Annotated in this window: 26 protein-coding genes and 2 pseudogenes; 7 read left to right on the forward strand and 21 right to left on the reverse strand. The window is 67.3% G+C overall.

Translation table 11 applies throughout. The annotated features are described in order from the left end of the window. Positions 1–54: 54 nt before the first annotated feature. From ACWFRF_RS30235 to ACWFRF_RS30260, 6 genes are all read right to left on the reverse strand, one after another. Positions 55–1623: an MFS transporter gene (locus ACWFRF_RS30235; RefSeq protein ID WP_379312550.1), complete on the reverse strand. Its 1569-nt coding sequence runs from the start codon at positions 1621–1623 to the stop codon at positions 55–57. Positions 1624–1760: 137 nt separating this feature from the next. Then, positions 1761–3146 (reverse strand): hypothetical protein, encoded by a 1386-nt coding sequence (locus ACWFRF_RS30240; protein ID WP_452453520.1) that lies wholly within the window; start codon positions 3144–3146, stop codon positions 1761–1763. 67 nt (positions 3147–3213) lie between these two features. Then, positions 3214–3759, reverse strand: coding sequence for a hypothetical protein (locus ACWFRF_RS30245; RefSeq protein ID WP_379312548.1), 546 nt, complete (start codon positions 3757–3759; stop codon positions 3214–3216). Positions 3760–4249: 490 nt separating this feature from the next. Continuing rightward, on the reverse strand, positions 4250–4771 hold the full coding sequence (locus ACWFRF_RS30250) for an OsmC family protein (RefSeq protein ID WP_378994593.1): 522 nt from the start codon (positions 4769–4771) through the stop codon (positions 4250–4252). Between the two features lie 110 nt (positions 4772–4881). Then, positions 4882–5343, reverse strand: coding sequence for a phage tail protein (locus ACWFRF_RS30255; RefSeq protein WP_452453522.1), 462 nt, complete (start codon positions 5341–5343; stop codon positions 4882–4884). A 122-nt stretch (positions 5344–5465) separates the two neighbouring features. Further along, a complete protein-coding gene (locus ACWFRF_RS30260) occupies positions 5466–5645 on the reverse strand; it encodes a hypothetical protein (RefSeq protein WP_358068566.1) in 180 nt (59 codons plus the stop codon). Positions 5646–5804: 159 nt separating this feature from the next. Between ACWFRF_RS30260 and ACWFRF_RS30265 the strand changes: the two genes are divergently transcribed. The 3 genes from ACWFRF_RS30265 (at position 5805) to ACWFRF_RS30275 (ending at position 7819) form a co-directional block, all read left to right on the forward strand. Continuing rightward, positions 5805–6305: a GtrA family protein gene (locus ACWFRF_RS30265; RefSeq protein ID WP_452453525.1), complete on the forward strand. Its 501-nt coding sequence runs from the start codon at positions 5805–5807 to the stop codon at positions 6303–6305. Positions 6306–6443: 138 nt separating this feature from the next. Continuing rightward, the gene (gene cysC, locus ACWFRF_RS30270; RefSeq protein WP_452453527.1) at positions 6444–7022 is read left to right on the forward strand and encodes an adenylyl-sulfate kinase; all 579 of its coding nucleotides are present in this window, start codon (positions 6444–6446) and stop codon (positions 7020–7022) included. Continuing rightward, positions 7019–7819 carry a sulfotransferase family protein gene (locus ACWFRF_RS30275; RefSeq protein ID WP_452453529.1) on the forward strand — a complete coding sequence of 267 codons (801 nt, stop codon included), beginning with the start codon at positions 7019–7021 and terminating at the stop codon, positions 7817–7819. The genes cysC and ACWFRF_RS30275 overlap by 4 nt, the downstream gene beginning before the upstream one ends. On the opposite strand, the gene ACWFRF_RS30280 is transcribed toward ACWFRF_RS30275, so the two are convergent. Then, the gene (locus ACWFRF_RS30280; RefSeq protein ID WP_387445293.1) at positions 7816–8622 is read right to left on the reverse strand and encodes an ABC transporter permease; all 807 of its coding nucleotides are present in this window, start codon (positions 8620–8622) and stop codon (positions 7816–7818) included. The genes ACWFRF_RS30275 and ACWFRF_RS30280 overlap by 4 nt on opposite strands. Then, positions 8619–9557, reverse strand: coding sequence for an ATP-binding cassette domain-containing protein (locus tag ACWFRF_RS30285; RefSeq protein ID WP_379312541.1), 939 nt, complete (start codon positions 9555–9557; stop codon positions 8619–8621). Before ACWFRF_RS30285 ends, ACWFRF_RS30280 begins: the two co-directional genes overlap by 4 nt. 118 nt (positions 9558–9675) lie before the next feature. Here ACWFRF_RS30285 and ACWFRF_RS30290 point away from each other — a divergent pair, with 118 nt between their 5' ends. Next, positions 9676–10314: a PadR family transcriptional regulator gene (locus ACWFRF_RS30290; protein WP_379312540.1), complete on the forward strand. Its 639-nt coding sequence runs from the start codon at positions 9676–9678 to the stop codon at positions 10312–10314. Between the two features lie 16 nt (positions 10315–10330). On the opposite strand, the gene ACWFRF_RS30295 is transcribed toward ACWFRF_RS30290, so the two are convergent. Further along, complete coding sequence (locus tag ACWFRF_RS30295; RefSeq protein ID WP_452453531.1) at positions 10331–11260, reverse strand: DMT family transporter; 930 nt, start codon at positions 11258–11260, stop codon at positions 10331–10333. Between the two features lie 129 nt (positions 11261–11389). On the opposite strand from ACWFRF_RS30295, the gene ACWFRF_RS30300 reads away from it, so the two are divergent. Continuing rightward, entirely contained in the window at positions 11390–11842 is a 453-nt protein-coding gene (locus tag ACWFRF_RS30300) for an Lrp/AsnC family transcriptional regulator (RefSeq protein WP_378994618.1), read from the forward strand. On the opposite strand, the gene ACWFRF_RS30305 is transcribed toward ACWFRF_RS30300, so the two are convergent. The 7 genes from ACWFRF_RS30305 to ACWFRF_RS30335 all read right to left on the reverse strand — a co-directional run bounded on the left by ACWFRF_RS30305 (position 11829) and on the right by ACWFRF_RS30335 (position 18160). Then, positions 11829–12482 (reverse strand): CoA transferase subunit B, encoded by a 654-nt coding sequence (locus ACWFRF_RS30305; protein ID WP_452453534.1) that lies wholly within the window; start codon positions 12480–12482, stop codon positions 11829–11831. The two genes, ACWFRF_RS30300 and ACWFRF_RS30305, sit on opposite strands and share 14 nt — an antisense overlap. After that, entirely contained in the window at positions 12479–13222 is a 744-nt protein-coding gene (locus tag ACWFRF_RS30310) for a CoA transferase subunit A (RefSeq protein ID WP_452453536.1), read from the reverse strand. Before ACWFRF_RS30310 ends, ACWFRF_RS30305 begins: the two co-directional genes overlap by 4 nt. Beyond that, positions 13219–13803, reverse strand: a complete 585-nt coding sequence (locus tag ACWFRF_RS30315) for an RBBP9/YdeN family alpha/beta hydrolase (RefSeq protein WP_452453538.1) — start codon at positions 13801–13803, stop codon at positions 13219–13221. The genes ACWFRF_RS30310 and ACWFRF_RS30315 overlap by 4 nt, the downstream gene beginning before the upstream one ends. Before the next feature lie 26 nt (positions 13804–13829). Then, complete coding sequence (locus ACWFRF_RS30320; RefSeq protein WP_452453540.1) at positions 13830–15131, reverse strand: MFS transporter; 1302 nt, start codon at positions 15129–15131, stop codon at positions 13830–13832. 65 nt (positions 15132–15196) lie between these two features. Then, positions 15197–16249, reverse strand: a complete 1053-nt coding sequence (locus tag ACWFRF_RS30325) for a 3-keto-5-aminohexanoate cleavage protein (protein WP_452453542.1) — start codon at positions 16247–16249, stop codon at positions 15197–15199. Between the two features lie 46 nt (positions 16250–16295). Beyond that, positions 16296–17162, reverse strand: a complete 867-nt coding sequence (locus ACWFRF_RS30330; RefSeq protein WP_452453544.1) for a TauD/TfdA dioxygenase family protein — start codon at positions 17160–17162, stop codon at positions 16296–16298. Between the two features lie 26 nt (positions 17163–17188). Beyond that, positions 17189–18160, reverse strand: coding sequence for a quinone oxidoreductase family protein (locus tag ACWFRF_RS30335; protein WP_452453546.1), 972 nt, complete (start codon positions 18158–18160; stop codon positions 17189–17191). A gap of 108 nt (positions 18161–18268) precedes the next feature. On the opposite strand from ACWFRF_RS30335, the gene ACWFRF_RS30340 reads away from it, so the two are divergent. Next, positions 18269–19279 carry an AraC family transcriptional regulator gene (locus tag ACWFRF_RS30340; protein ID WP_452453548.1) on the forward strand — a complete coding sequence of 337 codons (1011 nt, stop codon included), beginning with the start codon at positions 18269–18271 and terminating at the stop codon, positions 19277–19279. A gap of 199 nt (positions 19280–19478) precedes the next feature. On the opposite strand, the pseudogene ACWFRF_RS30345 reads toward ACWFRF_RS30340, so the two are convergent. From ACWFRF_RS30345 to ACWFRF_RS30355, 3 genes and pseudogenes are all read right to left on the reverse strand, one after another. Continuing rightward, positions 19479–19910, reverse strand: a pseudogene (locus ACWFRF_RS30345) (enoyl-CoA hydratase/isomerase family protein); the annotation flags it as partial. Next, positions 19907–20688 (reverse strand): annotated as a pseudogene (locus tag ACWFRF_RS30350) (TIGR03617 family F420-dependent LLM class oxidoreductase); the annotation flags it as partial. The pseudogenes ACWFRF_RS30350 and ACWFRF_RS30345, both read right to left, overlap by 4 nt. A gap of 33 nt (positions 20689–20721) precedes the next feature. Then, positions 20722–21309, reverse strand: coding sequence for a TetR/AcrR family transcriptional regulator (locus tag ACWFRF_RS30355; RefSeq protein ID WP_452453550.1), 588 nt, complete (start codon positions 21307–21309; stop codon positions 20722–20724). Between the two features lie 92 nt (positions 21310–21401). Here ACWFRF_RS30355 and ACWFRF_RS30360 point away from each other — a divergent pair, with 92 nt between their 5' ends. Further along, complete coding sequence (locus ACWFRF_RS30360) at positions 21402–22529, forward strand: NADH:flavin oxidoreductase (protein WP_452453551.1); 1128 nt, start codon at positions 21402–21404, stop codon at positions 22527–22529. A 51-nt stretch (positions 22530–22580) separates the two neighbouring features. On the opposite strand, the gene ACWFRF_RS30365 is transcribed toward ACWFRF_RS30360, so the two are convergent. After that, entirely contained in the window at positions 22581–23609 is a 1029-nt protein-coding gene (locus ACWFRF_RS30365) for a phosphotransferase family protein (protein WP_452453553.1), read from the reverse strand. Further along, positions 23609–24724, reverse strand: coding sequence for a hypothetical protein (locus ACWFRF_RS30370; protein ID WP_379318220.1), 1116 nt, complete (start codon positions 24722–24724; stop codon positions 23609–23611). The genes ACWFRF_RS30365 and ACWFRF_RS30370 overlap by 1 nt, the downstream gene beginning before the upstream one ends. Positions 24725–24795: the final 71 nt, after the last annotated feature.

A 24795-nucleotide genomic window follows, 5' to 3' on the forward strand; every position in this document is an offset into this window, starting at 1 on the left:
ATCGCCACCTTGTTGCCGGCAGGGCCGAATGCCCCGCCGATATCGCGACCGGGATCAGGACGGCTTCGGCACGGCTTCCGGGATGCGTCTCATCCGGAACGAGGTGAACAACCCGACGAGACCGGCCAGCAGCGGAACCAGTAGTGCCACCTGCAGAGCGAAGGGCCGAGCCTCGGTGTTGATGCGAACGATCTCGTCGCGGATCTGCGGCGGTTGGTCGACGAGCAGCTGATCGAGCTGGGTGTTGCTCATGATCTCGGCGTCGTCCTCCAGCACCTGCGCCACCTGTTGTTGCTGTGCCTGCGGGAGCACCGTGCTCGATTCCGCCATGCTCGTGAAGGTGATCGACAACGTCGCCAGCATGATGGCGCCGGCGAACGCCAGCCCGAAGGACAACCCGAACGACCCGGCCGCCGAATTGACGCCGGCGGCCTCGCTGATCCGCTCCTCCTCGATCGGGGCCAGTGTGTAGTTGTTGAGCTGAGACACCAGCAGACCCAGCCCTGAGCCCGCGATGATGAGGGGAATGATGAGCCCCCAGCCGAATTCCGCGCGGGGCACGATCGGAACGAGTACCACCGTCCCGACCGTCAGGAGCACGAATCCCCACCGGATGATGGTGCTCGCGGGCCGATCGCCCGCGTATCTGCCGGTGAGCAGCGCTACGGCGAACATGCTCAACGACAGGGGCGCGATGGACAGTCCTGCTTGCATCGCGTTGTACTCGAGCACCATCTGCAGGTAGATCGGCAGGGCGATCATCGTGCCGCCGAGGGCGATCTGCTGCAGCATCTGTCCCGAGATGCCCAGCCGGAAGGCCTTGGAACGGAACAGGTCCGGGTCGAGCAGTATCGATTTGCCCGCACGCTTGCGCCGAACGAGCCAATAGGCGAGGCCGGCCAGCGCGACGGCCCCGAGGGCCAGGAGGGCGCCGACCGCTTCGCCGCCCTCCTGCCACACCAGGATTCCCAGCACGATTCCGCCCATACCGAGTACCGACAGCACCGCCCCGACCAGGTCGACGCTGCGTGGGCCGGTATAGGACACATCGCGGACGATGCCCATCCCGGACAGCACGATCGCGATAACGACGACCTCCAACACGAACCCGACGCGCCACGACAGGTAGGTGGTGATGAATCCGCCGAGCAGTGGGCCGACCGCGGCCGCGATCGCGGCCGCCGCGCCGACCAGGGCATAGACCTTCTTCTGCGCCGCGCCTTCGAAGTTGCCGTGGATCAGCGATTGCATGGCGGGCAACAGCAGCGACGCGCCGATCCCGCCGAGCACCGCCCAGAAGATGACGATCGCGATCAGGCTCTGCGCGAACGCCATCGCCGTCGCCCCGATCGCGTAGCCGATCAATCCCAGCGCATAGGCCCGCTTACGTCCGATCAGGTCACCTGCTTTTCCGCCGATCAGAATGAATGCGGCCGAAACCAGCGCTTCCAACGCGATCGCCGCCTGGACCCCGCTGACGGTCGTGTCGAGATCTCGCACCACCGCCGAGATCGACACGTTCATCAGCGATGTATCGACGACGAGCACGAACATCGCCATCGCCAGCAACACCGCCAGCAGTCGCTGTGTGCCGCCCGTCTGCCCAGCCGAATCGTTGCTCATCGACGCTCACCATCCCGGCAGTCGTGACGTACTTCTGCTGTTTGCTATGACCGGAATCCATTGCAACACGGAATTCACCGTGAACGTCGGACCGACGACGCCGTGACCTCGACGAGAAGACCTGATCCGAGCGGCACTCACCCGTCCCGAGCCGGCACCGCCTCCGTGACCGGTGAGTCGCGTTCGACCAGCGCGGGCCGTGCCACCAGTTCCACCACCAGCAGGGCTGCCACCGCGACGAGCACGGTCACCACCACGACCACGCCCGACGGGTACGGCCAGAACACCAGCGTCGTCACCGCGATCACGACGATGACCACCCGCAGCGGGATGCGGAACCGCGCGACCGCGGACTCGATCGGATTCGGGGCCCGCCCGTGCTCGGGGCGCAGCGCGTCGAGCGCCCGAGTACCAGCGCCACGGACCGCGGCCGCCGATCCCGACGATCCGGTGAGGTAGCCGACGACCGCGATCACCACGGCCAGCACGAACACCGCCCGCAACGCGGTGCGCAGCGGAACCAGCACGGTGTCGATCAGCACCGTGGCCGCCTGCGCGGAGAGCACGTCCGCAGGCACGGCCCCCAGATACCACGACCGGCCGAGAGCGATCGCCACGGCCAGCAGCGCCATCGCGATCGCGATGCTGACTCCGACCAGCGCAACGGCGCGTCGGCGTGCGCCGTTCGGCGCCACCCACACGGCACCGACGGCGGCCAGCAGGGTCAGCCAGGGCAGCACCGCGGAGGCCTTGTCCAATGCCGAGGTCGCCCGCTGCGCCTTGACGAGTTCGGGCGATTCGAACAGCACGAACGACTTGTCGACCGTGGGGACCTTGTCCGCGAACGCGAACCCCCGATCGATCAGCGCTGCCCGAACCCGGTCGATGATCGGGGCCAGCGAGATGCTGACCACGCCCTGATCGCTGACATCGACGCCAGGCCGGGTCTGCCCGGTCAGCACCGCGACCAGCGCCTGATGCGCCTGCTCGTTGGCCTGGATCCACAGGGCTTCGAACTGGTCGGAGGCCACGAACGATGCCACCGTCCGGTGCACGAACGACTCGGCCTGATCGGCGATCACCGGCGCCAGCCCGACCACGGCGGGCGGCACGCGGGGAGCGTCGTCGGCGATCGACCGCAGCGCGTCGGCGGTGATCGCCTCGACATCGAGGCGCGTCATGACCTCATCGGTGATCTGATCGGTGAGTTCGCCCTGCAGCACCGGGTCCGACCCCAGCGCGGCCATTGTCCGGACATAGCGGTCGGTGTCGAGGACCTCGCTGTGGGCGTAGCGGGCGAGGACCGCGGAAAAGGACAGGACGGCGACCAGCACGAGCAGGACCGCCGCACCTGTCCAGCGCAATCTCCGGTGACCGGAGGGACGTCGGCCCTCGGCCGGAGCAACGTTCGGCGATTTCTCATCGCGGGCGCTACGAAGTTCGGCCAGCTCCTGTCGCAGGCGCTGTAGTTCCGCGCGCTCAGCCGCGTCGAGTGGTTCGTCGGCTCCGCTCGAGGCATTCACAATGCTCCTCCGATACAGCCCGAAGGCCGGCCGGGAGTTGCCGCTCCGCGGCCGGATGTCTCGTCGTTCAGACCAACTCGGGGACGCGCAGATGGGCGAAGCCGAGTCGGAACTCCGCCACCTCGAGGACCTCGGCTCCCATGGTGCGGATCGCTTCGGCGCGCATGCGATCCACCAGGGGGCGGCTGTTGTCCAATTCCTCTCGGCTTGCCCAGACCGTGGATCCCACCCCTCGGCCGGTGTCCCGGTCGACGAACAGGCTGGCGCTGCGGAATCCTTCGATCTTCTCGAATTCCGGCAGCAAGCTGGACTTGAACGTGTGGATCGCCAAGTCGACTGCCGTCGGGTCGACCTGGATCCAGGTGCATCGGGTGCAGGCACTCGCGCCGGCCAGGTGATCGCGGTGCATGACCGCGACTTCCCATTCCTCGATGTGCTCGACCTGTCCGTTGAGCGCTTCGGCCAGACCGTCGCGCAGCGATCGGACGCGCATCCTGCTGTCGTGCAGGGCGTCCTCCGATTCCCACGCGGTCGTGGCGATGCATCGGCCTGTCGCCCTGTCCACCATCAGTGACATACCGACCCACCCGTCGATTTCGGGCATATTCGGCATCACCGCATTGTGGAGGTATGCGATACCACGGTCGATCGACGACCGCTGGGCAGCGAATGTGCTGGAACGTGCGTACACGGGCCACCTCCTACTCCAGGAAGGGCGGCGCCCCGGCGGGCGCCACCGGACATATCCACTGTCCTCCGAAAAGACCGTCCACACAATGCGACGGCCGTCGTCACGACGTTCGAAATCAGGCAATATTCGACAGCGCGAAGGTATTGACATCGAGCAGATCCGGAGAAGACTGGATATACACCGGAATACCGGAATGAGCCGCACTGCCGACGAAGACGTTCGCCGACGGTAGTGACGACATTTCAGGATCTGGCTAAGCCCCCGGCAAGCCAATCGAATACCGGAGTTGTCAGCGACGACTGAGCTCATGGTTTCGATGGAGACTACCGGGGACTGTTCTGTTTACGGCCGAAATTCTCGGCAGTGCAACGAATTCGAACGACGGAGCCGCGCGTGGCGGGGAGGCCCCCGCCTAGGCGAGGGTGATGTCGACGGGCACCGCGGTGCGCACTGTGTGCCCCACCGGCGAGCTGGACAGCACCTTCGTGTGCAGGTCCTCGAGCTGCTCCCGGGAGGCGTCCGAATCGATCGACACTGTCGCGGTGATGGACTCGAAGCCCGCGTGTCCCTGGGCGAGCCCGAGGAAAACGTGCAGGTCGAGGTCGCCCTTCACGTCGATGCGCAGATCGTCGATGCGGATGCCGGCGATCGTGGCGTTGGCCGCGTAGCCGACCGCCAGGCAGTTGCCGAGGGCCGCGAGCAGTTGTTCGACGGGGTTGGGGGCGGTGTCGGCGCCGCCGAGCGCCGACGGCTCGTCCGACGGGATCGGCGCGAACTTGCGGACGCGCGCCTCCGAGGCGAACCCGCCCTTCCACCCGACATGCGCCGCCCAGGTGGTCTGCCCCTTGGCCGGATCGGCTCGAACAGCCGCCACGAGACCACCGACGGCGTCGATATCCACGTTGTTGAGTCGGGTACTGGCTTCGACGGTCATGAGAGTCTCCTTGCGGCAGCGAGGCGGGAATACTCGAACCACCACAGGGTCCTCGCCGCAGCCGCACTCCCAACAGGGTTTGCCGCACGATGAATCCAGCGCCGGACCGGTCAGTACTCGCCCTTGATGACGAAGTAGGAACCGCGAATGGTGCCTGCGAGCTTCGACTTCTGCCGGGCGAACTTGAACGAGTCGAGCTCGGCGGGTACTTCCATTCCGTCGCTGAGCTTGAACCCGACCGCCCGCTTCTTCGCATCGTCGATCGAGTACATCACGTTGATCGACAGGCCGCTTTCGTAGAAGACATAGGCCATACGAATGTTCTCGACCTGGAAAGCGGTAGCTTCGAGCGGGCGCGAGGCGATGACGATGTCACGTTCTTCGGCGAGTATCCGGCTCACCCGGTCGACAGCCGATTTCGCCTCGCTCGCGGGCTCCACTGTGAAGACATGATCGTATTTGTTCTTGAAATACCTGGCCTCGTTCGCCCGCAATCCCGCGAGCGCGTCGGCGACCGGCGACGACTCCAATCCCCGGGTCGAAACGGTCTCGAAATCCACGATGTAAGCCACGGCGAACTCCTCAGCGGGTACGGCCGGGTGCAGCCCGGCGAGCTGGCCGGGACCCATACTGCACCAGCACAACCCATCGCGCCCCCTGACAGGCCAGGGTGCGACGCGCGAGTTTCGCTGCGTCAGTGCGAGTAGTCGCGGAAGGTCATGACACCGCCGACCAGGACTACCACCGCCGTGAGGATGTAGACGGTGACGCGAAACCAGGTCGGCCCGTAGTAACTGACCGCCATCGACGCGCCCAACGCTGCGAGAATCAGCACCACCCCGTAGAAGGGTGTGCGTTGCTCCCTGTCAACCATTCCTCCAGTGTCCGCCGACTGCGCCGCGGGTGCCAATGCCGATCTTGCCGATCACGGTTGCCGTACCGCCGCGACACTTGTTTATACGTATACTTCTACGTATAGTCACAAGCGTTGTCCGGCAGCACCGCCGGGTCCGCACGCTCGATCGGAACGAACATGACCGCCTCGCAGATCACCCGCCCCGGAATGCTGCCCACCAGCACCTACGCACCGTGGGTCGGCTCTGCGTCGCACGTCGACCCCATCCGTGTGCTGCGATTCCTGCGCGGCGACCACGCCCTCGCTCAGCTGATCCGGTTCGCTCTGGTCGGCGGTGCCAGCAACATCGCCTATGTGCTGTTGTTCATGGCCATGCACGACAGCGGCCCACTGGTCGCCAATGTCGCCGGGTCGATGGTGAGCACCGTGATCGCCAACGAATTGCACCGCCAGCTCACCTTCCGGGCAGGAGGCAGGGTCGGCGGATTCACCGCGCAGTGGGAGGGCGGCGGACTGGCGCTGCTCGGCCTCGGCATCAGCACGGCGGCGCTGGCCGGGCTGGATTTCCTGGCGCCGGATCTCGGGGAGGTCGCGCAGGCGGGTGCGGTGATCGCCGTCATGGCCGCGGTCGGCGGTCTGCGGTTCCTGGTTCTGCGCAGTCTCGTCTTCGGAAACTAGGCCAGAGATGCGCCGAATCATTATCAGTGGCACCGTTTCCCTTATCGTGCCAGGACGAATTCTATTGGGCAGCAGGCGTTTACGCGTCGATCGCACAATCGATACCCCCACATAATTTCGCCCTGTCAGAAATGTCTGATGAATGACGGGCCCTGCAGACCGGGCGGGACAGTTCTGCTGACCGGGCTGCCCAGTTCGGGAAAATCCACCATCGCAGCCGCCACCCGGCAGCGGGTGGCGGCCGCCGGGCATCGGGTCGAGGTACTCGACGGCGACGATGTGCGCGGGCGGCTGTGGCCCGAACTCGGCCTCTCCCCCGACGACCGCACACAGAATCTCGGCCGGATCACCACCCTCGCGCTGATGCTGGCCGGGCACGGCGTGCTCGTTCTCGTGGCAGCCATCGCGCCGTACGCCGCCGATCGCACGCTGATGCGGGTGCGCCACGACGACGCCGGCCTCGACTTCGCCGAAGTCCACGTCGCGACAGCGCTTTCCACCTGCACACAACGCGACGTCAAGGGCCTGTACGGGCGCCGATCCAGAGGCGAGCTCACCCAGCTCACCGGGGTCGACGCGGCCTACGAGGAACCGCTGTTGCCCGCTCTGCGGATAGACACCACCGCCGAGCCGGTCGCCGAATCCGCCGATCACGTCCTCGATCTCCTGATCCGCCGGGGCCTGATCACCGCTGTGCTACCGAGCCCACGCCCGTGAAGCAGACGACCGCGAACCGCCTCGTGCCCGCGCCGATCTTCATCCTGTCCGCGCCCCGATCCGGGTCGACCCTGCTGCGGTCGGTCCTCGACAGCCACGCACGCATCCACGCCCCACACGAACTCCACCTGAACCTGCTGACCGTCCAGGAACTGGAGTGGGCCGCCGACGACATCACCGAGCGCTACGCGAGTATCTCGCTGGACGCGCTCGGCCTGACTATCCGTGAGCTCGAACATCTCCTCTGGGACCGCCTGCTGCACCACGAGCTGGAACGCAGCGGGAAGGACCGGATGGTCAACAAGACGACGAGCAGCGTGCTGACCTGGCGACGGATCGCCGCGTGCTGGCCCGGCGCCCGCTACGTGTTCCTGTTGCGCCACCCGGTCCAGATCGCCGACTCGCTGGGCCGCGCGTGGGCGGATCGCCGTGAGATCGACCCGGTGCGGCGGACGCTGGAGTTCGTCGCGGCGATGAACGAGGCCAGGGCGACGCTGGACGGCCACGAGATCCGCTACGAGGACCTGACCCACCGCCCCGAGGAAACCGTGCGCGGCCTGTGCCGGTTCCTCGACGTCGAGTGGCAGCCCTCGATGCTGGACTACGGCCGTTTCGACCACGGCAGCTACATTCGCGGCATCGGCGACTGGAGCGACACCATCCGCTCCGGCGCCATCCAGCCTGCCCGGCCACTGCCCGCCGACGAGACGATCCCGGACGCGCTGAGGACGGCGTGCCGAGAATGGGGCTACCCGGCTCGCGCGGAGCAGGACCACCGAGATGCCGCGCTGAGCTAGCGACTCAGATCCCGGAACCGCTTCACTGCCAGCGGGAAGAACACCGCGATCAAACCGAGCGGCCATGCCACCGCCAGCATTTCGGCGTGTGCCCCGGCCCAGGAGTCGCCGACCGCACCCGGATTGCCCAGCAGACCGCGCACCGCCGTAGCCGTCGCCGACATCGGGTTCCACTCGACGACCGCACCCAGCCAGGACGGCATCGACTCGGGCGAGGCGATGGCATTGGAGAGGAAGCTGATCGGCCAGACCAGGATCTGCACCGCCTGCACCAGCTCGGGCTTGCCCGCGACCATCGCCAGGTAGATGCCGATCCACAACATCGCGAAGCGGAACAGCAACAACAGCCCTACCGCCGCCAGGAACGAGGCGGCACCATCGTGCCAGCGCCAGCCGATCGCGTACCCGACCGCGATCATCACGATCAGCCCGACCGCCGACTGCAGCATGTCGGCGACGCTGCGACCCACCAGGACCGCGGCCGAGTTCATCGGCATCGAGCGGAATCGATCGATGACCCCCTTGCCGAGGTCCTGGGTCACCGCGAGCATGGTCGCCTCGAGACCGAAGGCCATTGTCATGGTGAGGATTCCGGGGACCAGATAATCCTTGAAGTCACCGTCGATGCCGCGCCCGCCGCCGATCAGGTAGCTGAACATCAGCAAAAGCATCACCGGGAACACCAGCCCGACGACCACCTGGACGGGCTGACGGGCCCAGTGCGCCAGCTCGCGTCTGGTCATCGTCCAGGAATCGGTGAGCGCCGTGCTCAGGGTCCGGTTCGTCGAATATGTCGCGCTCACGCCGCGTCCTCCTTGGTCAGCTGCATGAAGACTTCGTCGAGCGTCGGCCGTCTGATCGCGATGTCCTCGGCTTCGATGCCGTTGGACTCCAGCGCCCGGACCGTCTCGGTGAGCGCCGCCATCCGGTCGCCGACCGCGGCACTGACCATCCGCCGGTCCTCGTCCACCACCGCCTCGCCGGGGATGAGCGCGGCCGCGAGGGCCAGTTGGGTGGAGTCGTGCAGGACTACGTCGATGCGGTCGCCGCCGGTCTTGGATTTCAGCTGGTCGGCGGTGCCCGCCGCGATGACCTTCCCGTGGTCGATCACCGAGATCTGATCGGCCAATTGATCGGCCTCCTCCAGGTATTGCGTGGTCAACAGCACGGTGGTGCCGCCGTCGACCAGGGAGCGCACCGAACTCCACACCTCGGCGCGACCGCGGGGATCGAGCCCGGTCGTGGGTTCGTCCAGGAACAGCACCTGCGGTGCGGAGATGAGCGACGCCGCGAGGTCGAGCCGCCGGCGCATACCGCCGCTGTACTGCTTGACCGCTTTCTTGCCGGTGTCCGCGAGACCGAATCGCGCGAGGAGTTCGTCGGCCCTGACACCCGCGCGCCGCGCGCCCAGGTGGTAGAGACGCCCGAACATCTCCAGGTTCTGCCGACCGCTGAGTTCCTCGTCGACAGCCGCGCTCTGGCCGAGCAGGCCGATGCGTGAACGCACCTCGTCGGCTCGCGTGCGCACGTCGATGCCCGCCACCTCGACCCGCCCTTCCTCCGGCCGGAGCAACGTGGACATGATGCGCACGGCCGTGGTCTTTCCCGCGCCGTTCGGGCCGAGTACCGCGTGCACGGTACCGGCCCGAACAGCGAGATCGAGTCCGTCGAGGGCCTGCTTCGCCCCGTACTTCTTGCGCAGGCCTTCGACGACGATCGAGAGATCGTGGTCAGTCAAAACACCCTCCATCACCAGTGATCAAATTTGACTAGATGGCCAAGGTACCGGGGCCGGTTCGGTTAGTCAAACTTGAATACTGCTATTTTGATCGCACTCGCTCGGAAGGGAGACGTCCATGTCAGCGATCCGGTTGCTGGTCCTCGGCGCGGTCCGTCAGCACGGCCGAGCGCACGGTTATCAGGTGCGCAACGACCTGGAATTCTGGGGCGCGCACGAATGGTCCAACGCCAAGCCCGGCTCGATCTACCACGCGCTCAAGCAGATGGCCAAGCAGGGACTGCTCCTCGCGCACGAGGTCGCCCCGAGCACCGCCGGCGGTCCGCCCCGCGTCGAGTACGAGGTCACCGACAAGGGCACCGAGGAGTTCCTCACACTGCTCCGCGAGGCTCTGACCTCGTACGACCAGCAGATGGACATGATCTCGGCCGCCATCGGTTTCATCGTCGACCTACCGCGCGCCGAGGCCGTCGCGCTCCTGAAGCAACGAATGATCGGCCTCGAACAGTGGCGTGCCTCGGTCACCGAGTACTACACGCCGGAGCAGGGTCCGGGGCAGCTCGGACACATCGGCGAGATCATGAACATGTGGGTGCACTCCGCCGACAGCGAAGCAGCCTGGACGCACGGCCTGATCGACCGCATCGAAGGCGGCGCGTACACCTTCGCCGACGAGGGCGAACCTTTCGTGGGCATCCTCGCCGAGGACGAGCCGAACCCGTTCGGCACCGGCCCGCACCCCGACGACCTCCGCTGACCGGAATTTCACCAGCTCAGGGGCGAACCAGGACGTCGCTCGGCCGCTCGGCCGGGGCGCACGATTGCCGTTCGATCAAACCCAGTGCGACACCGGCGACGATGACCGCGCCGCCCGCCACCTGGGCGAGCCGGAACGGTTCGCCGTTGATGATCACGGCGCTGAGCACGCCGAAGACCGGGACCAGGTTGAGGATGTTCACCGCGACGCTCGGCGCCATCCTGCGCAGGCCGTAGTTGTAGAGCAGGAACCCGCCGACCGAGCACGCCACGGCCAGGTAGACGAGCAGCGACGACGTGGTCACGTCGGGCATGCGCCAGCTGTCGGCTTCCAGGAGCGCGATCAGGAGGAATCCGCCCGCCCCCGCCATGGTCTGGTAGTAGGTGACGGTCAGGGCGCCGTGCCCGGCACTCGCCCGCTTGCCGAGCACGTTGTAGCCCGCCCAGGCCAGTCCGCCGAGCAGCAGGATGATGTCGCCCAGCCACCGTGCGCTGCCGCCGATCCGGGCACCGTCGTGGACCACGAGAACGGCACCGGCGGTGGCCAGCAGCACGCCCGTCACCCGCAGCGGCGGCAGCCGGACGCGCAGGACGGCCAGCTCCAGCAGCATCGTCATCAGCGGGTACGTCGCCACGATGAGAGCCGCGTCGGAGGCTGTGGACAGATCCACGCCGACGTTCTCGAGGACGAAATAGACGGTGATGCCGAGCAATCCGCACAGGTAGAGCAGGCGCCGCTGCCCGGCATCCGGCCGGTCGCCGCGGTGGCGGTCCAGTCGCACCATCGCGGCGAGCAGCAACGCCGCCATGGTGAATCGAACGGCCCCGATACTGAGCGGACCGAGGTCGGCCAACAGCACTTTCGTCACCGCGTAGGAACTGCTCCACAACAGCGCGGCCGTCACTACCGCGCCCACCGCCCCCACGCTCGGCCCTCGTTCACGCACCGGAAGGCACCCCTTTCCGAAGTATCGCAGCCGAACGAAAATCAGCTGACCGGCGAGACGCTAGCAACATAGTCAGCAGCTATACGTACACTCCGAACTAGATTCGGAAATTGATGGAGAGAGGCGAGCGTGGACGAACTAGATTCGGCGTTGGTACGGATGCTCCAACAGGATGGTCGGCGCACCAATCGCGACATGGCCCAAGCGCTCGACATCGCCCCCTCGACCTGTCTGGAGCGGATCAGATCGCTGCGCGAACGCGGCATCCTGACGGGGTTCCACGCGGAGGCCGACCTCGCGGCGATCGGGCGCGGGTTGCAGGCCGTGATCGCCGTGCGCGTCCACCCGCCGACCCGCGCGGTGATCGAGGGCTTCCAGGCGTTCCTGGAGCAGATGCCCGAGGTGATCTCGCTGTTCGTGCTCACCGGCAACGACGATTTCCTCGTGCACGTGGCCGTCCGCGACACCGACCATCTGCACGGGGTGGTCCTGGACAAGCTGACGACGCGTCCGGAACTCGCCAACGTCCGCACCTCGGTGGTCTACGGGCACCAGCGCAAGAAGGTGATCAGCCCGACGTGAGCGGTGCCGCGGTCACGGCGCGGACGTGTTCCTCGCGCACGCCCGGTGCGCATTCGCGCAGGACCAGACCCGTCGGCTCGACGTCGATGACAGCCAAGTCGGTGATGATCCGATGCACGACGCCCGCCCCGGTGAGCGGCAAGGTACAGGTCGGCACGATTTTCGGGGTACCCGCCTTGTCGGTGTGCGTCATCACCACGATCACGCGGCGGGCGCCGTGGACCAGGTCCATCGCCCCACCCATCCCTTTGACCAGCTGACCCGGCACCATCCAGTTGGCGAGGTCGCCCGCGGCCGAGACCTGCATGCCGCCGAGGACCGCGGTGTCGATGTGGCCACCACGGATCATGCCGAAACTGAGCGACGAATCGAAGAACGAGGCGCCGTCGGCGACGGTGACGGTTTCCTTGCCCGCGTTGATCAGGTCGGCGTCGACGTCGTCGTCGCGGGGGTAGGGACCGGTGCCGAGGATCCCGTTCTCCGAATGCAGCGTCACCGCCACACCCTCGGGCAGGAAGTTGGGGATCAGGGTCGGCAGCCCGATACCGAGGTTGACGTACTCGCCGGACCGTAGTTCCCGCGCGGCGCGGGCGGCCATCTCGGTGCGCGTCCAGCCGAGCGCCACCGTCGATGCGGTCATGACACGGTCCGCCTTTCGATGAGTTTGGTCTGCGGCCCGGTGTCCACGATCCGGTCGACGAACACGCCGGGCAGATGCACCTGCGCCGGGTCGAGGGAACCGGCGGGCACCAGCGTCTCGACCTGGGCGATACACACCGTGCCCGCCATCGCGGCGAGCGGGTTGAAATTGCGGGCGGCCTTGTTGAACACCAGATTTCCGTCGGTGTCGCCGATCAGGGCGTGCACGAGCGCGTAGTCGGCGGTGATGGATTCCTCGAGCACGAACCGGCGACCATGGAAGGTGCGGACCTCTTTGGCGGGCGAGGCGATCGCGACGGACCCGTCGGACCGGTACCGCCACGGCAATCCCCCGTCGGATACCGGCGTCCCGACACCCGCCCCGGTGAAGAAGGCCGGAATCCCGGTCCCGCCCGCGCGCAGTTTCTCGGCGAGGGTGCCCTGCGGTGTCAGTTCGACTTCCAGTTCACCGGACAGATACTGGCGCGCGAACTCGGCGTTCTCCCCGACATAGGACGCGGTGATCCGACGGATACGCTTCTGCGCCAGCAAGATCCCCAGCCCATGACTGTCGGTGCCGCAGTTGTTCGAGAAGATCTCCAGCTCGTCGGCCGTACCCGCCGCCAGTGCGGCGACGAGTGCGTCGGGAATGCCGCACACCCCGAAACCGCCGACGGCGAGCGAAGATCCGGACCTGATATCGGCGACCGCCGCGGCGGCCGTGGCGAACACGGTTGTCATCGGGTGAGCTCCCCGGTGAGGTCGAGGAGTTCGTCGAGCAGTTCCTGGGCGCGCGGCCACGGACCGTAGCCCGCCGCCGGATTCAGATGGCCGACGTCGCCGAGGTCGACCAGCCTGCTCCCCCACACCTCGGCCAGGCCCGCGACGCGACGCGTCGTGGCCAAGGGATCGGTGCTGCTCGCGGCCACGATGCTCGGGAACGGCAACTGCCGCCGCGGGATCGGTGTCCAGCCGTTGGCCGCCAGTTCCTCGGCGGTCGGATAGCCCGGTGGCAGCGGGGTTTCGAAGTCGGGCGGTGTCGCGAGCAGCGCGCCGCGCACCGGCCGGTCGGACTGCTGAGCCCAGTGGACGGTGATCATCACGCCCGCGCTGTGCGCGACCAGGACGACAGGGCCGTCGATCTCGGCGAGCACTGCCTCGAGTGCGGCGACCCGCGCGGCCAGGCTCAGCCCGTCGCGCTCGAGCGGCGGCACGATCGCCACCTTGTCGAGGGTGTCGGCGAGCAGCGTCTGCCAGTGGCCAGCGACATGGTCGCGCAGACCGGGCACGATCACGACGGTGGGTTCGGGGAGGGAATTCATGTGTGCGGTAATCCTTTTCGACGGGATCAGTGCGGAGCCGACGCATGGACGGAGGCGAGCTTGCGCAGACCGATCGGGTACATCCGGCGGCCGAGGAGCAGGGCGGCGATGGCGAGCACCGACACGACCGGGGTGATGCGCAGCGCGTCCCGCAGCCCGAGATGATCGGCGAGCACGCCGACGACGAACGGGCCGAGCGCCAGTCCGAGCAGACTGTTGGCGAGGGTGAGGGTGCCGAACGCCGAAGCGCGAACCGAAGGGTGGGTGAGGTTGGCGACCATGGCGACGGTGGGACCGGCCGAGCCGCCGGCGAAGAACGCGCCGATGCCGAGCAGAATCAGTTGCGGCGCACCGGTACTCAGGTTGAATCCGATGCCGAGGGTGACGAGCGAGGTCAGGCAGAACACGATCGCGGTGGTCCACTTGCGGGCCATCTCCGAACGCCCGACCCGGTCGGTGATCACCCCGCACACCACCATGCCGGTGCCGACGAGTGTCACGATCACGGCCGCCAGACCCGCGGCTCGGTCCGGGGCCAGCCCGTAGTAGCGGTTGAAGAAGCTGGGCATCCACGACAGCAGCACCGCGGCGGTGAACATCTGCAACCCACTGCCCACATAGGCGCACAGCACCGCCGGATTGGTGAACAGCGTCGAAATCGGCGCACGGAAGGCGACTTCGGGAGTGGGTTCGGCCGCGTGTTCGGCGTTGCGCTGCTCCTTGACCACCACCCAGAACGCCACGGCCAGCACGAGCCCGAACACCGCCATCGTCGCGAACGACCACCGCCACCCCAGGTGCACGGCGATCACGCCGCCCGCGGCGACACCGAGCACCGATCCGAACGAACCACCGGCCATGAACGCGCCGCTCAGCGCGGCATGCCGCCGCGCGGCGAACACACTGAGCACCAGCGCGATGCCGACGCTGCCGTACGCGGCCTCCCCGACGCCGACGAAGAAACGCGCGGCCAGCATCTGCGGATAGTTGTCGGCCAGTGCGCACACCAGCGTCGCGATACTCCACACCACGGCCATCAGCACCAGGCTCTTGACCCGGCCCCACCGGTCGGCCAGCACCGACAGCGGCAGGGTGAGCAACCCGACCATCAGCGCGACCACACTGCTCAGCGACGCCAACTGCGAATCCGACAGCGTCCATTCGGTTTTCAGGAACGGAAAGACCGCGCTCAACACTTGTCGGGACATGTAGTCGGCCAGTAGCAGGCCGAAAGCCAGTGCGAACACCAGCCAGGGATAGTTGCGGCGAATGGTCGAGGAACGGCTCGGCGCCGGCGCGGGCTTCGCGGCGGTGGTGGTGAGGTCCATGGGTGCTCCTGCGAACCGGTGGACGTCGTCGCTGACGTCCACCGGGTTGTCGAGAAGGGGAAGGGTCAGGCGTGGTGGGTGAACCCGACCTGGCCCGGCTGGCGATTCGGGGCGAACCCGAGCTTGGCGAGCGTCTCGTCGGCGTCGGCGTAGTGCTCGTCGAGTTTGTAGATCTCGCGCGCTTCCTTGCCGGTGGCGACCTCACGGCCGAGCTCTCCGGCGATCCGGACCAGCTGCTGGACCTGCTGGACCGAGGTCATCTTCTCGCCCTTGCGACCCCACAGGGTGTCCTCGTTGCCGCAGCGCGCGTGCAGACCCATGGCGATGGCCATCGTGTTCACCGGCAGCACGCTGCGCATCAGCGTCTCCAGGGTGAGCACGGCGCCGTCGGGGGTGCGACGGATGAACTCCATCATGTTGTAGGGGTTCGGCCCGTCGAAGCCGCCGCCGATGCCGACCCAGGTGAGCATGAGCGGGCCGGTGTAGACGCCGCGCCGGATCAGCCGCTCCACGGTCTCGAGCTGCGGGATGCTCGACAGCTGGAAGTGTGGCTGAATGCCGTTGGCCTGCAGTCGCTTCAGGTGTTCGGCGACCCAGGTCGGACCCGCCGGGACGAACATCTCGCGATAGGCCTCGTACACCTCGGGCCGCTCGAAGGAGGTGCCCGCGATGTCGTCCTGGGTCATCAGCTCGACGATGTTCATCTGACTGGTGTTGATCGCGATGGTGACCTGATCGGGCTTGGGATCGAGCTCGGCCAGCATGTGCCGGGCATCGTCGGTGAGCCATTTCGCGTCGGCGCCTTCACCTTCGGGCGAGAACGAGATCGAGCCGCCCACCTGCAGGATCATGTCCGGCACGGCCTCGCGCAGGCGGCCGAGCAGCTCGTTGAACTTCGACAGGCGCTTGGAGCCCTTGCCATCGAGTTCACGCACATGGATGTGCAGCACGGTGGCGCCGGCTTCGTAGCAGTCCACAGCCGCCTGGACGTGCTCGTCCATGGTCAGCGGCAGGTCGTCGCGGAAGTCGTCGAGTTCCCATTCCGGGCCGTACGGTGCGACGGTGATGACCAGCTTTTCCTGGTTCTCCGGGAACAGTGCGTCGTCGTGAAAATGCATGGGGGTACTCCGATCGGAATTGCGGGGGTTATCGAAAAAGGGAATGTCAGAAGGGACGGTCGCCGACGATCCCGGCACGTTCCATCTTGCGGACGGCGGGCCAGTAGTCCTGGACCGCGTAGTGCTGGGTGCACCGGTTGTCCCAGATCGCGAAGCTGTTCTCGGCCCAGCGCCAGCGCACCTGGTATTCGGGGATACTCGCCTGGCGCATCAGGTAATTGAGCAGTTCGCTCGCGCCCGGCGCGTAGTCGGCGCCGAATCGGATGTTCTCCGGCGTGTGGTAGTTGACCAGATGCGTCGTGAAGGAATTGACGAACAGAATGTCCTCGCCGGTGTCCGGGTGAGTGCGCACCACCGGATGTTCGGCATCGGGGAAACGCTCGTGCAGGGCGAGCCGCTTCTCCTCCGTGAGCGCGGCGCCGAAACTCGCCTCGATACTGTGCCGGGCCCGCAGATGCGCGATCTGGGATTTCACCGACTGCGGCAGCCGCTTGTACGCCTCGACCATGTTCACCCAGATGGTGTCGCCGCCGACGGGCGGCGTTTCCACGCAGCGCAGCACGGCGCCCATCGGCGGATTGACCCGCCAGGTGGCATCGCAGTGGTAGGCGTTCTCGTAGTGCTCGGGCGCACTGTCGAGGTCCTTGTAGATGCGGACGAGACCAGGGTGGTCGGGATCGCTGCCGAGGGCCGGGTGGTCCTCGAGCGGGCCGAAACGTTCAGCGAGGGCGACGTGTTCGGCGCGGGTGATGTCCTGGTCGCGGACGAAGAGCACCTTGTGGCGCAGCAGCAGGGTGCGCAGTTCGGCGAACAGGGCGTCGTCGACGGCGACCTCGGCGAGGCTCACCCCGTGCAGTTGCGCGCCGATGGTCGCGGTCAGCGGCACCGCGTGGATCGCGGTTCGAACGGTCATTGGCTTGTTCCTTTCCGGTGGGCGCGTCAGATCGCGAAGACCGACGCGCCGACGCTGCGGCCCGCTTCGAGGTCGCGATGGGCCTGGACGGCGTTCGGGAGTTCGTAGCGCTGATTGATCTCGACCCGCAGGCGCCCCGCGGTGAGGTGGTCGTGCAGTTCACCGGCCAGTTCGGCGCGTTCGGCCGGGTCGGCGATGTAGTCCGCGAGCGCGGGCCGGGTGACGAACAGCGAGCCCTTCACGGCCAGCTGCATCGGCTCGATCGGCGGCACCGGACCCGAGGCGGTGCCGAAGCACACCAGCAGCCCGCGCCGGGCGAGGGAGTCGATCGAGGACTGGTAGGTGGTCTTGCCGATGCTGTCGTAGACCACGGGAACGCCCGCGCCGTCGGTGATTTCACGGACCCGGGTCGCGACGTCCTCGCGGGTGTAGATCACCACGTGGTCGCAGCCGTTGGCGCGGGCGACCGCCGCCTTCTCCTCGCTGGAGACGGTGCCGATCACACTGACCCCGAGCAGTTTCGCCCACTGGGTGAACAGCTGACCGACCCCACCCGCCGCCGCGTGCAGGAGCACCGTGTCGCCCGCACGCAGCGGATGGATGCGGCGCAACAGGTAGGCGGTGGTCAGGCCGCGCATGGTGGTCGCGGCCGCGGTGTCGAACGCGATCGCGTCGGGCAGGGCGATCAGGTGCTCGGCGGGCATGATCCGTTCGGTGCTGTACGCGCCGAGCGGGCTGCCGGTGTAGGTGACGCGGTCACCGGGCGCGAAATCGACGCCGGGGCCGGCGGCTTCGATGACGCCCGCCCCCTCCACGCCGAGGCCCGCAGGCAACGCCGCCGGGTACAGACCGGTGCGGAAATACGTGTCGGCGAAGTTGAGACCGACCGCCTCGTGCCGGATCCGGACCTGGCCCGGCCCCGGCTCACCGACCTCGGTGGACTCCCACCGCATCACGTCGGGACCACCGGTTTCAGCGAATCGAATTGCGTGTGCCACTGCCATCTCCTCCTGTGTGATGCAGCTAACTGTAGGGTGGGTCACACCGAAATATTTGCCCTCACGGGACAGAAAACTATTCATTTCGGGACAGCGAGGAGGTGTCGGATGAAGCCGTTGTCCAGGTACGCGTCACTGAACGACTACGTCGAACTGGCGCGCTCGCTCGGGCTCGAACCGGCCCGGCTGATCCGCGATTGCGGACTCGACCCGGCCGGTTTCGGCACGCAGGACCGCTGGATTCCGGCCGCAGCCGTCGCCGAGCTACTGGAACGCTCGGCCGCCGAATCCGGCCGCGAGGACTTCGGTGTGCGATTGGCGCAGCTGCGCCGCTTCTCCAACCTCGGCCCGTTGAGCCTGGTCATCCGCGAGGAACCGGACGTGCGCAGCGCGCTGCGGTTGCTGTCGCGCCACGAGCACATGTACAACGAGGCGCTGCACACCGAGGTCATCGAGGCGAACGGCATGGCCACCATTCGGGTGCGCGTGGACGTCGGCCGAGCGGTGCCCGTGCGGCAGGCCGTCGAACTCACCACCGGGGTGCTGCACGGATTGCTCCGCGGTTTCGTCGGACCCACCTGGCGGCCGATGCAGGTGTGCTTCTCCCACCCCGCCCCGCGCGAGAGCACCACCTACCTCAAGATGTTCGGCCCGCATGTCGAGTTCGATCAGGATTTCGACGGAATCCTCACCTACAGCAGCGATCTCGACGCGGAGAACGCGATGGCCGACCCGCTGCTGCACGCCTACACGCAGCAGTTGCTCGGCGCGATGGCGCCCTCGCGGGAGGCCACGGTCGCCGACCGGGTCCGCGAACTCGTCGAACTGCTGTTGCCGACAGGCCGGTGCACCGTCGAACAGGTGGCGCGCAGCCTCGGGGTCGACCGGCGCACGGTTCACCGCAAGCTCGCCCAGGACGGCACGACATTCACCTCGATGGTCGACGAGATCCGCGGGGCACTGGCCGAGCGGATGGTGGCCAACCGCCGCCACTCCCTCACCGAAGTAGGTGACCTGCTCGGCTTTTCGTCGGTGAGCAACTTCTCGCGGTGGTTCAGTGCGAAGTACGGGGTCAGCCCCCGCCAGTGGCGGCAACGCGAGGCCGACACCCGGCGCTGAAACCGATTGCGGCGCAACCGCAGTCGACCGACTCGCGAAACAGGCTCAGCGCCCGCCGCGCGACATTCACGGGCGAAGGCAGCCATCACATCGGTGGTCGGAATCCCCGCCAATCGCGCGACAACCGCGCCGACCAGACCGGTCGGCGCGGGCACGCATGCCCTCGCCCGCATCGGGTCCACCCATGACACTTCTTGGCCACCGTCCAATGTGCCATCGCGTCGGGCAGAACACCCAGCCGCACTTGGGGAATGGCGTAGCGCGCGTCCTCGGCGACGATGCGAATGTCGGCCTGCATGGCGATGGTCAGGCCGATGCCGATCGCGTGCCCGTTCACCGCGGCGATCACCGGTTTGCGCAGGGCGAAGGCGGGCGGGTCGACGGGAGACGCGGAAAACGTCGCGCTGTCGGGCTTGTCGAAGGTTCTGTCACCCCCACCGATGTCCGCGCCGACGCAGAATGCCGGGGGCGCGCCGATGAGCACGATGACGCGCACCGCGTCGTCGGCGTCCAGTTCGCGGTAGGCCGTGCCGATCGCCCGGCCCATCGCGCCCGTGAAGGCGTTGCGGCGTTCGGGCCGATCCAGCGTCAGCACCGCGACACCGTCGGTGACCTCGATCCGGATGCTCACGGCACCTGCAATGCGGTGACGAGGTCCTCGATGTACTCGTCGGACACGTCGTAACCCGGGAAATAGCAACAGATCCGGTCGGCATACGCACCGAAGCGTTCGATGATCGCCGCGGCGCACTGCTCCGGTGTCCCGTGCACAGCCAAGGTGTCGAGCATCGTCTGATCGATGAGGTCGGTCATCGCCGCGACCTCGCCGCGCTTGGACAGCGCGTTCAATTCCGGTTGCAGCTCACCCCAGCCCTCGGCGTCGAGGACCGCGCGGTACGCGGGGCGCGACCCGTAGATGCCGAGCAGCCGGCGCGCACCGACGGCCGCGGCCGCCAGCTCACCCGGCGTGCGACCCATCGCGACGATCACCTGTGGATAGATGTGCAGATCGGCGGCATCGCGCCCGGCGCGGTCGAGCCCCTCCTCGATGGCGGGCATGGTGTGTTCGGTGAAATGCCGGGCGCTGTTGAACGGCATGACCAGCAGCCCGTCAGCCACTTCGGCCGCGGTCCTGGTCATGATCGGGCCGAGCGCGCCGAGGCAGATCTGCGGCAGCCCACAGGGATTCGGGCCGGGATCGAAGGTCGGTGGCATCGCCGGGTGAACTCGCCGTCGAAACGCAGCGGGGTGCCCTCCTGCCAGGACCCGAGCACGGCTTTGATGGCGAGCACCACGTCCCGCATGCGCGCGGCCGGGCGCGACCACTCACCGCCGTACCGCTTTTCGATGTGCGCGCGGGTCTGCGAACCGAGCCCGAGGCGGAACCGGCCACCGCTGAGCAGGTGCAGGGAACGTCGCCTGAGTCATGGTGATCAGCCGCCTCAGCGCCCCGCGGACGCCAGGACATACAACGCGTCGGCCAGGCGCGCGACGAAGTCTTCACCCTCCTCGGCGTCACGCAGCAGCGCATGGAATGTCGTGGTACCCGAGAGGATCTCGAAGATCAGGTCCACATCGGCGCCGAGGGCGATCCGGCCGTCGTCGACCGCGCTACCCAGCAACTCGGCGAAGGCCTTACGCACGGGAGTGCCGATGGCGAGCAACCTGCGGCGAGCCTCCTCGGTCTGCGAATCGGCGAGCAGGCCCGGCACGCCCGCACGGGCGGCGGGACTGTCGGCGCGAGCCAGGAAGACGCGCACCCAGGTCGCCAGATCGGCCCGGAGATCGCCGGTCGGCTCTGGCAGCGTGTGCCCACCGGGGCCGTGAACAGCCTCTTCGAGCAGCGCTTGACGAGTCGGCCACCGGCGATAGATGGCGGGGGTGTTGACCCCGGCGCGCTTGGCGATCGCGACGACCGTCGCCTGCGCGTAGCCGACCTCGGCGAGCAACTGCCTGGCGGCGATGAGTACCGCGAGATCCTTGTCGGCGTCGCGGGGCCTGCCGGGGCGGGGCGAGATTTCCGAGGGCATCATTACATAGTAACCTGTTACATAATTCACGTGGATGCCGCTCAGCGGGCTTGCCGATTGCCCGGGGCTGCCAACACTGAGAGCGTGGGTGCATGACCGCCGCCGACGCCCTGTTCACTCCCCTGCGAATCGGGCCGTTGACAGTGCCGAACCGCATCGTCATGTCGCCGATGACCCGGCAGCACTCCCCCGGCGGCACACCCGGTGACGACGTCGCCGCCTACTACCGCAGGCGCGCCGAGGGCGGCACCGGGCTGATCATCACCGAAGGCGTCGCGATCGATCATCCGACAGCGGTCGACAGCACGAAAGTGCCTCGGCTACACGGCGAATCAGCCCTGTCCGGGTGGCGTCGCGTGGTCGACGGCGTCCACGGCGCAGGCGGCAAGATCGTGCCGCAGCTGTGGCACGTCGGCCCGCTGTGGGGCGCGATGGCTCGTGTGGACCCGGCGATCACCCCCCTGCGCCCCTCGGGACTGTGGGGCCGGGTCGGGCGCACGACGTACTCCCAGCGCTACCTGTCGACGGTGAGCGCACCGACCGCCCCCATGACCGAACACGACATCGAGGATGTGATCGCCGCCTACGTACGCTCGGCCCGCAACGCGGTGGCGGTCGGTTTCGACGGCATCGCCGTCCACGCGGGCCACGGCTATCTCCTCGACGCGTTCCTCTGGGAGGCCACCAATCAACGCACCGACCACTGGGGCGGCGATCTGGCAAGACGCGTTAATTTTCCGGTCGAGGTCGTGCGCGCGATCCGCCGGGAAATAGGTCCGCGACTGCCGATCTTCTACCGCTTCTCCCAGCACAAACAACAGGACTACGGCGCACGCATCGCCGAGAATCCCGACGAACTGGAACAGATCCTCACCGCCTTGGCGGAGGCCGGTGTGGATGTATTCGACGCCAGCAGCAGGTTCTTCGACCGACCGGCCTTCGACGGCAGCGACCTGACCTTGGCGGGCTGGGCGAAGAAGCTGACCGGCGCGTACAGCATGGCTGTCGGCAGCGTCGGACTGAGCACGTCGTTGCACGAGCAGGGCATTCCCGAACCGGCCGGGCTCGACGGCCTCTACCGACGGCTCGCCGACGGCGAATTCGACCTGGTGGCGATCGGCCGCCTGCATCTCGCCGAGCCCGCGATCGCCCGCGTGCTGCGCACCGGCGCCCCCCTGCCCACCTTCGACCAGGACCGCCACCAACGCGTGCTCACCTGACCGCCGCTCGAACACGAATCGCGCGGACCCGTGTTCGAGTCGGCACCGTTTCTACTCGTCGCCGAGCAACTCCGCTACCCGCTGTGTGCAGAATGCGGTGATGTCGATGTCCGGCGCCAAGTTCAGGCGATGGGCCATGCGCAGCAACGGAATACTGAGCAGGACGGCGGCCAGCACCTCGTTGTAGCGCAGGTTGCGGACCTTCATGCCGCTGCGTTCCTCGTAGCGGGTGATCGACTCCTCGCGGGTGGGAGTACCCGGAAGTCGTTCGGTTCCCTGGAATTCCGAGCAGGCCCAGTCCAGGAACAGCATCCAGGCGAGGTCCGCCTCGTGGTCGCCGATGTAGGCGATCTCCCAGTCGAGCACGCCCGCGACGCGGAATTCTTTGTCGTAGAGGATGTTCGACACACGCGCGTCGCCCCAGCAGAGGGTGACGTGTTCGGGTTCGTAGAGGTTGGCGCGCAGCCATTCGACGGCCCGCCGCAGCGCGGGCGGCTCGGTGGTGGTCGCCCAGGCCAACGCCGAATCGACGTAGCCGATCATCTGCTCCAGCGGTGCCGCGCCGAACTTCGGGAAGGACAGGAAGTCCAAGTTCAGCGTGCGCCAGTCGAGTTGGTGGATCTCGGCGATAGTGTCGACGCAGCCCCACCACATCTTGGCGCGATCGGCGGGTTCGGCGTCGAAGTACAGACCCGCCGAGTGGTAGGACGGCAGGTCGCCCGGGGCCGAGCCATCGATGCGGTCCATGACGAAATACGGGCTACCCAGCGTCGTGTCGTCGCGTTCGAGCCACCGCACCGCCGGAACGGCGATCGGAGTATCGGCCAGGCGGCGCATGACCAGGACCTGACGCAACAGGTCGTAGTCGGGGAACAGCGCCACCTCGGGCGGGCGGCGCAGCACCAGCGAGACCGGCTCGGTGTCCTCCCGTTCGAGGTCGAACAGGAAGGTCTCGGTGGCGAGACCACGCGGGCTGGCGGACCAGTTCGTCACCCGCGCGGACTCGGCGTCGGGAAAACCGTGGCGCAACACGGGAACGACAGCGCTCGGCAGGTCCTCGGCGGTGGGGCGAGTAGTCATCAGTAGCCCTCGTACCCGTACCGGGCATTGCGGCCCATGAACACCATCTCGACCAGGCCGTAGCCCACCTTGCCGTCGCTGGACTCGACCTCGACGAAAGTCTCGGTGAGCATGCTCACCGGGCGCAGTTCGGCGGTATCGGAGAGATCTACGGTGTAGCCGTCGCTGTAGGACTCGCCCTTCCAGATCCCCGACGCGTAGCCACGATACATGTCGTAGCCGGCCAGACCGGGCCAGAAATCGTGCAGTGCGGTGACGGCGAAGGTACGCACGCTGCCGTCGGCGGCGTCGGTGGTGAACGAGCCCTCCGACACGATCCGGAAGTCGTCACGGAACTTCAGGTCATGGGTCACGCTGACGATCGGCACGGTCGGTACTTCCGCCTCGATCGGGCGCTGGATCGACCCCTCGAAGTGCCAGCGCTGCCCGTCGGCGGTCTCGCGCTGCGCGAAATGCACCAGCTCGTCGTCGAACTGGAAGATGCCCATGAAGTACAGCACGCCGTCGGGAATCTCCGAAGGCTGCAAGCCGCCGCCCTCACCGAGGCTGCCGCCACCGCCGCCGTGACGGGTGCCCCACGAGTGGTCACGGCCGAACCACCACGTGCCGGGATCGATCTCGATGCGTTCGCCGTCGACCTCGAGCCACCCGGAGATCTCACCGTTCTGGTAATAGCGGCGGGCGTCCTCACGGACCCGGCCACGGGTGCGGAAGAAGGCGGGTTCCTGCTCATAGGCGGGGAACTGGCCGGCGAAGTTCAGTTCCAGGCGCAGGCCGTGGTCGTTGTCGCCGAGGGTCGCGCGCACGCCGCGCAGCGGCTCGGTGATCTCGTAGCGGTAGGGGCCGATCTGCCAGGCGCCCAGGTCGTCGTACTTGCCGCTGATCTCGCGCGAGAACCGCGCCACGTGCGCCGTGCCGTCGATGGTGACCATCGCGTAGGCGTCCATCACATTGCGGTTGGGGTAGCGCGCCATGCCGGTCATGACGCTGACCCGGCCGGTGGTGTCGAAGCCGTAGAGCACGACGCGTTCGGTCCAGCGCAGATCGCTCTGGGCGACGTGGTCGAAGGTCGTCGGCAGTTGGTGGCAGAGCAGTTCGTCCTGGGGAGTCAGCATGGAATTTTCCTTCGAGAGAGCGTGTAGAACACGTTTCAAATTAGCTAATTCGAATACACCATGAAGCGTTT

Source organism: Nocardia sp. NPDC055165 (assembly GCF_053606985.1).

What these genes read in the sequence shown, in the direction of transcription:
- ACWFRF_RS30340 (WP_452453548.1), top strand. Translation starts at nt 18,269, where the DNA reads ATGAAGCCGTTGTCCAGGTACGCGTCACTGAACGACTACGTCGAACTG.
- ACWFRF_RS30260 (WP_358068566.1), bottom strand. Translation starts at nt 5,645, where the DNA reads ATGGTTGACAGGGAGCAACGCACACCCTTCTACGGGGTGGTGCTGATT.
- ACWFRF_RS30360 (WP_452453551.1), top strand. Translation starts at nt 21,402, where the DNA reads ATGACCGCCGCCGACGCCCTGTTCACTCCCCTGCGAATCGGGCCGTTG.
- ACWFRF_RS30250 (WP_378994593.1), bottom strand. Translation starts at nt 4,771, where the DNA reads ATGACCGTCGAAGCCAGTACCCGACTCAACAACGTGGATATCGACGCC.
- ACWFRF_RS30310 (WP_452453536.1), bottom strand. Translation starts at nt 13,222, where the DNA reads ATGACAACCGTGTTCGCCACGGCCGCCGCGGCGGTCGCCGATATCAGG.
- ACWFRF_RS30265 (WP_452453525.1), top strand. Translation starts at nt 5,805, where the DNA reads ATGACCGCCTCGCAGATCACCCGCCCCGGAATGCTGCCCACCAGCACC.
- cysC (WP_452453527.1), top strand. Translation starts at nt 6,444, where the DNA reads ATGAATGACGGGCCCTGCAGACCGGGCGGGACAGTTCTGCTGACCGGG.
- ACWFRF_RS30330 (WP_452453544.1), bottom strand. Translation starts at nt 17,162, where the DNA reads ATGACCGTTCGAACCGCGATCCACGCGGTGCCGCTGACCGCGACCATC.
- ACWFRF_RS30315 (WP_452453538.1), bottom strand. Translation starts at nt 13,803, where the DNA reads ATGAATTCCCTCCCCGAACCCACCGTCGTGATCGTGCCCGGTCTGCGC.
- ACWFRF_RS30320 (WP_452453540.1), bottom strand. Translation starts at nt 15,131, where the DNA reads ATGGACCTCACCACCACCGCCGCGAAGCCCGCGCCGGCGCCGAGCCGT.
- ACWFRF_RS30365 (WP_452453553.1), bottom strand. Translation starts at nt 23,609, where the DNA reads ATGACTACTCGCCCCACCGCCGAGGACCTGCCGAGCGCTGTCGTTCCC.
- ACWFRF_RS30325 (WP_452453542.1), bottom strand. Translation starts at nt 16,249, where the DNA reads ATGCATTTTCACGACGACGCACTGTTCCCGGAGAACCAGGAAAAGCTG.
- ACWFRF_RS30355 (WP_452453550.1), bottom strand. Translation starts at nt 21,309, where the DNA reads ATGCCCTCGGAAATCTCGCCCCGCCCCGGCAGGCCCCGCGACGCCGAC.
- ACWFRF_RS30370 (WP_379318220.1), bottom strand. Translation starts at nt 24,724, where the DNA reads ATGCTGACTCCCCAGGACGAACTGCTCTGCCACCAACTGCCGACGACC.
- ACWFRF_RS30290 (WP_379312540.1), top strand. Translation starts at nt 9,676, where the DNA reads ATGTCAGCGATCCGGTTGCTGGTCCTCGGCGCGGTCCGTCAGCACGGC.
- ACWFRF_RS30305 (WP_452453534.1), bottom strand. Translation starts at nt 12,482, where the DNA reads ATGACCGCATCGACGGTGGCGCTCGGCTGGACGCGCACCGAGATGGCC.
- ACWFRF_RS30245 (WP_379312548.1), bottom strand. Translation starts at nt 3,759, where the DNA reads ATGCCGAATATGCCCGAAATCGACGGGTGGGTCGGTATGTCACTGATG.
- ACWFRF_RS30235 (WP_379312550.1), bottom strand. Translation starts at nt 1,623, where the DNA reads ATGAGCAACGATTCGGCTGGGCAGACGGGCGGCACACAGCGACTGCTG.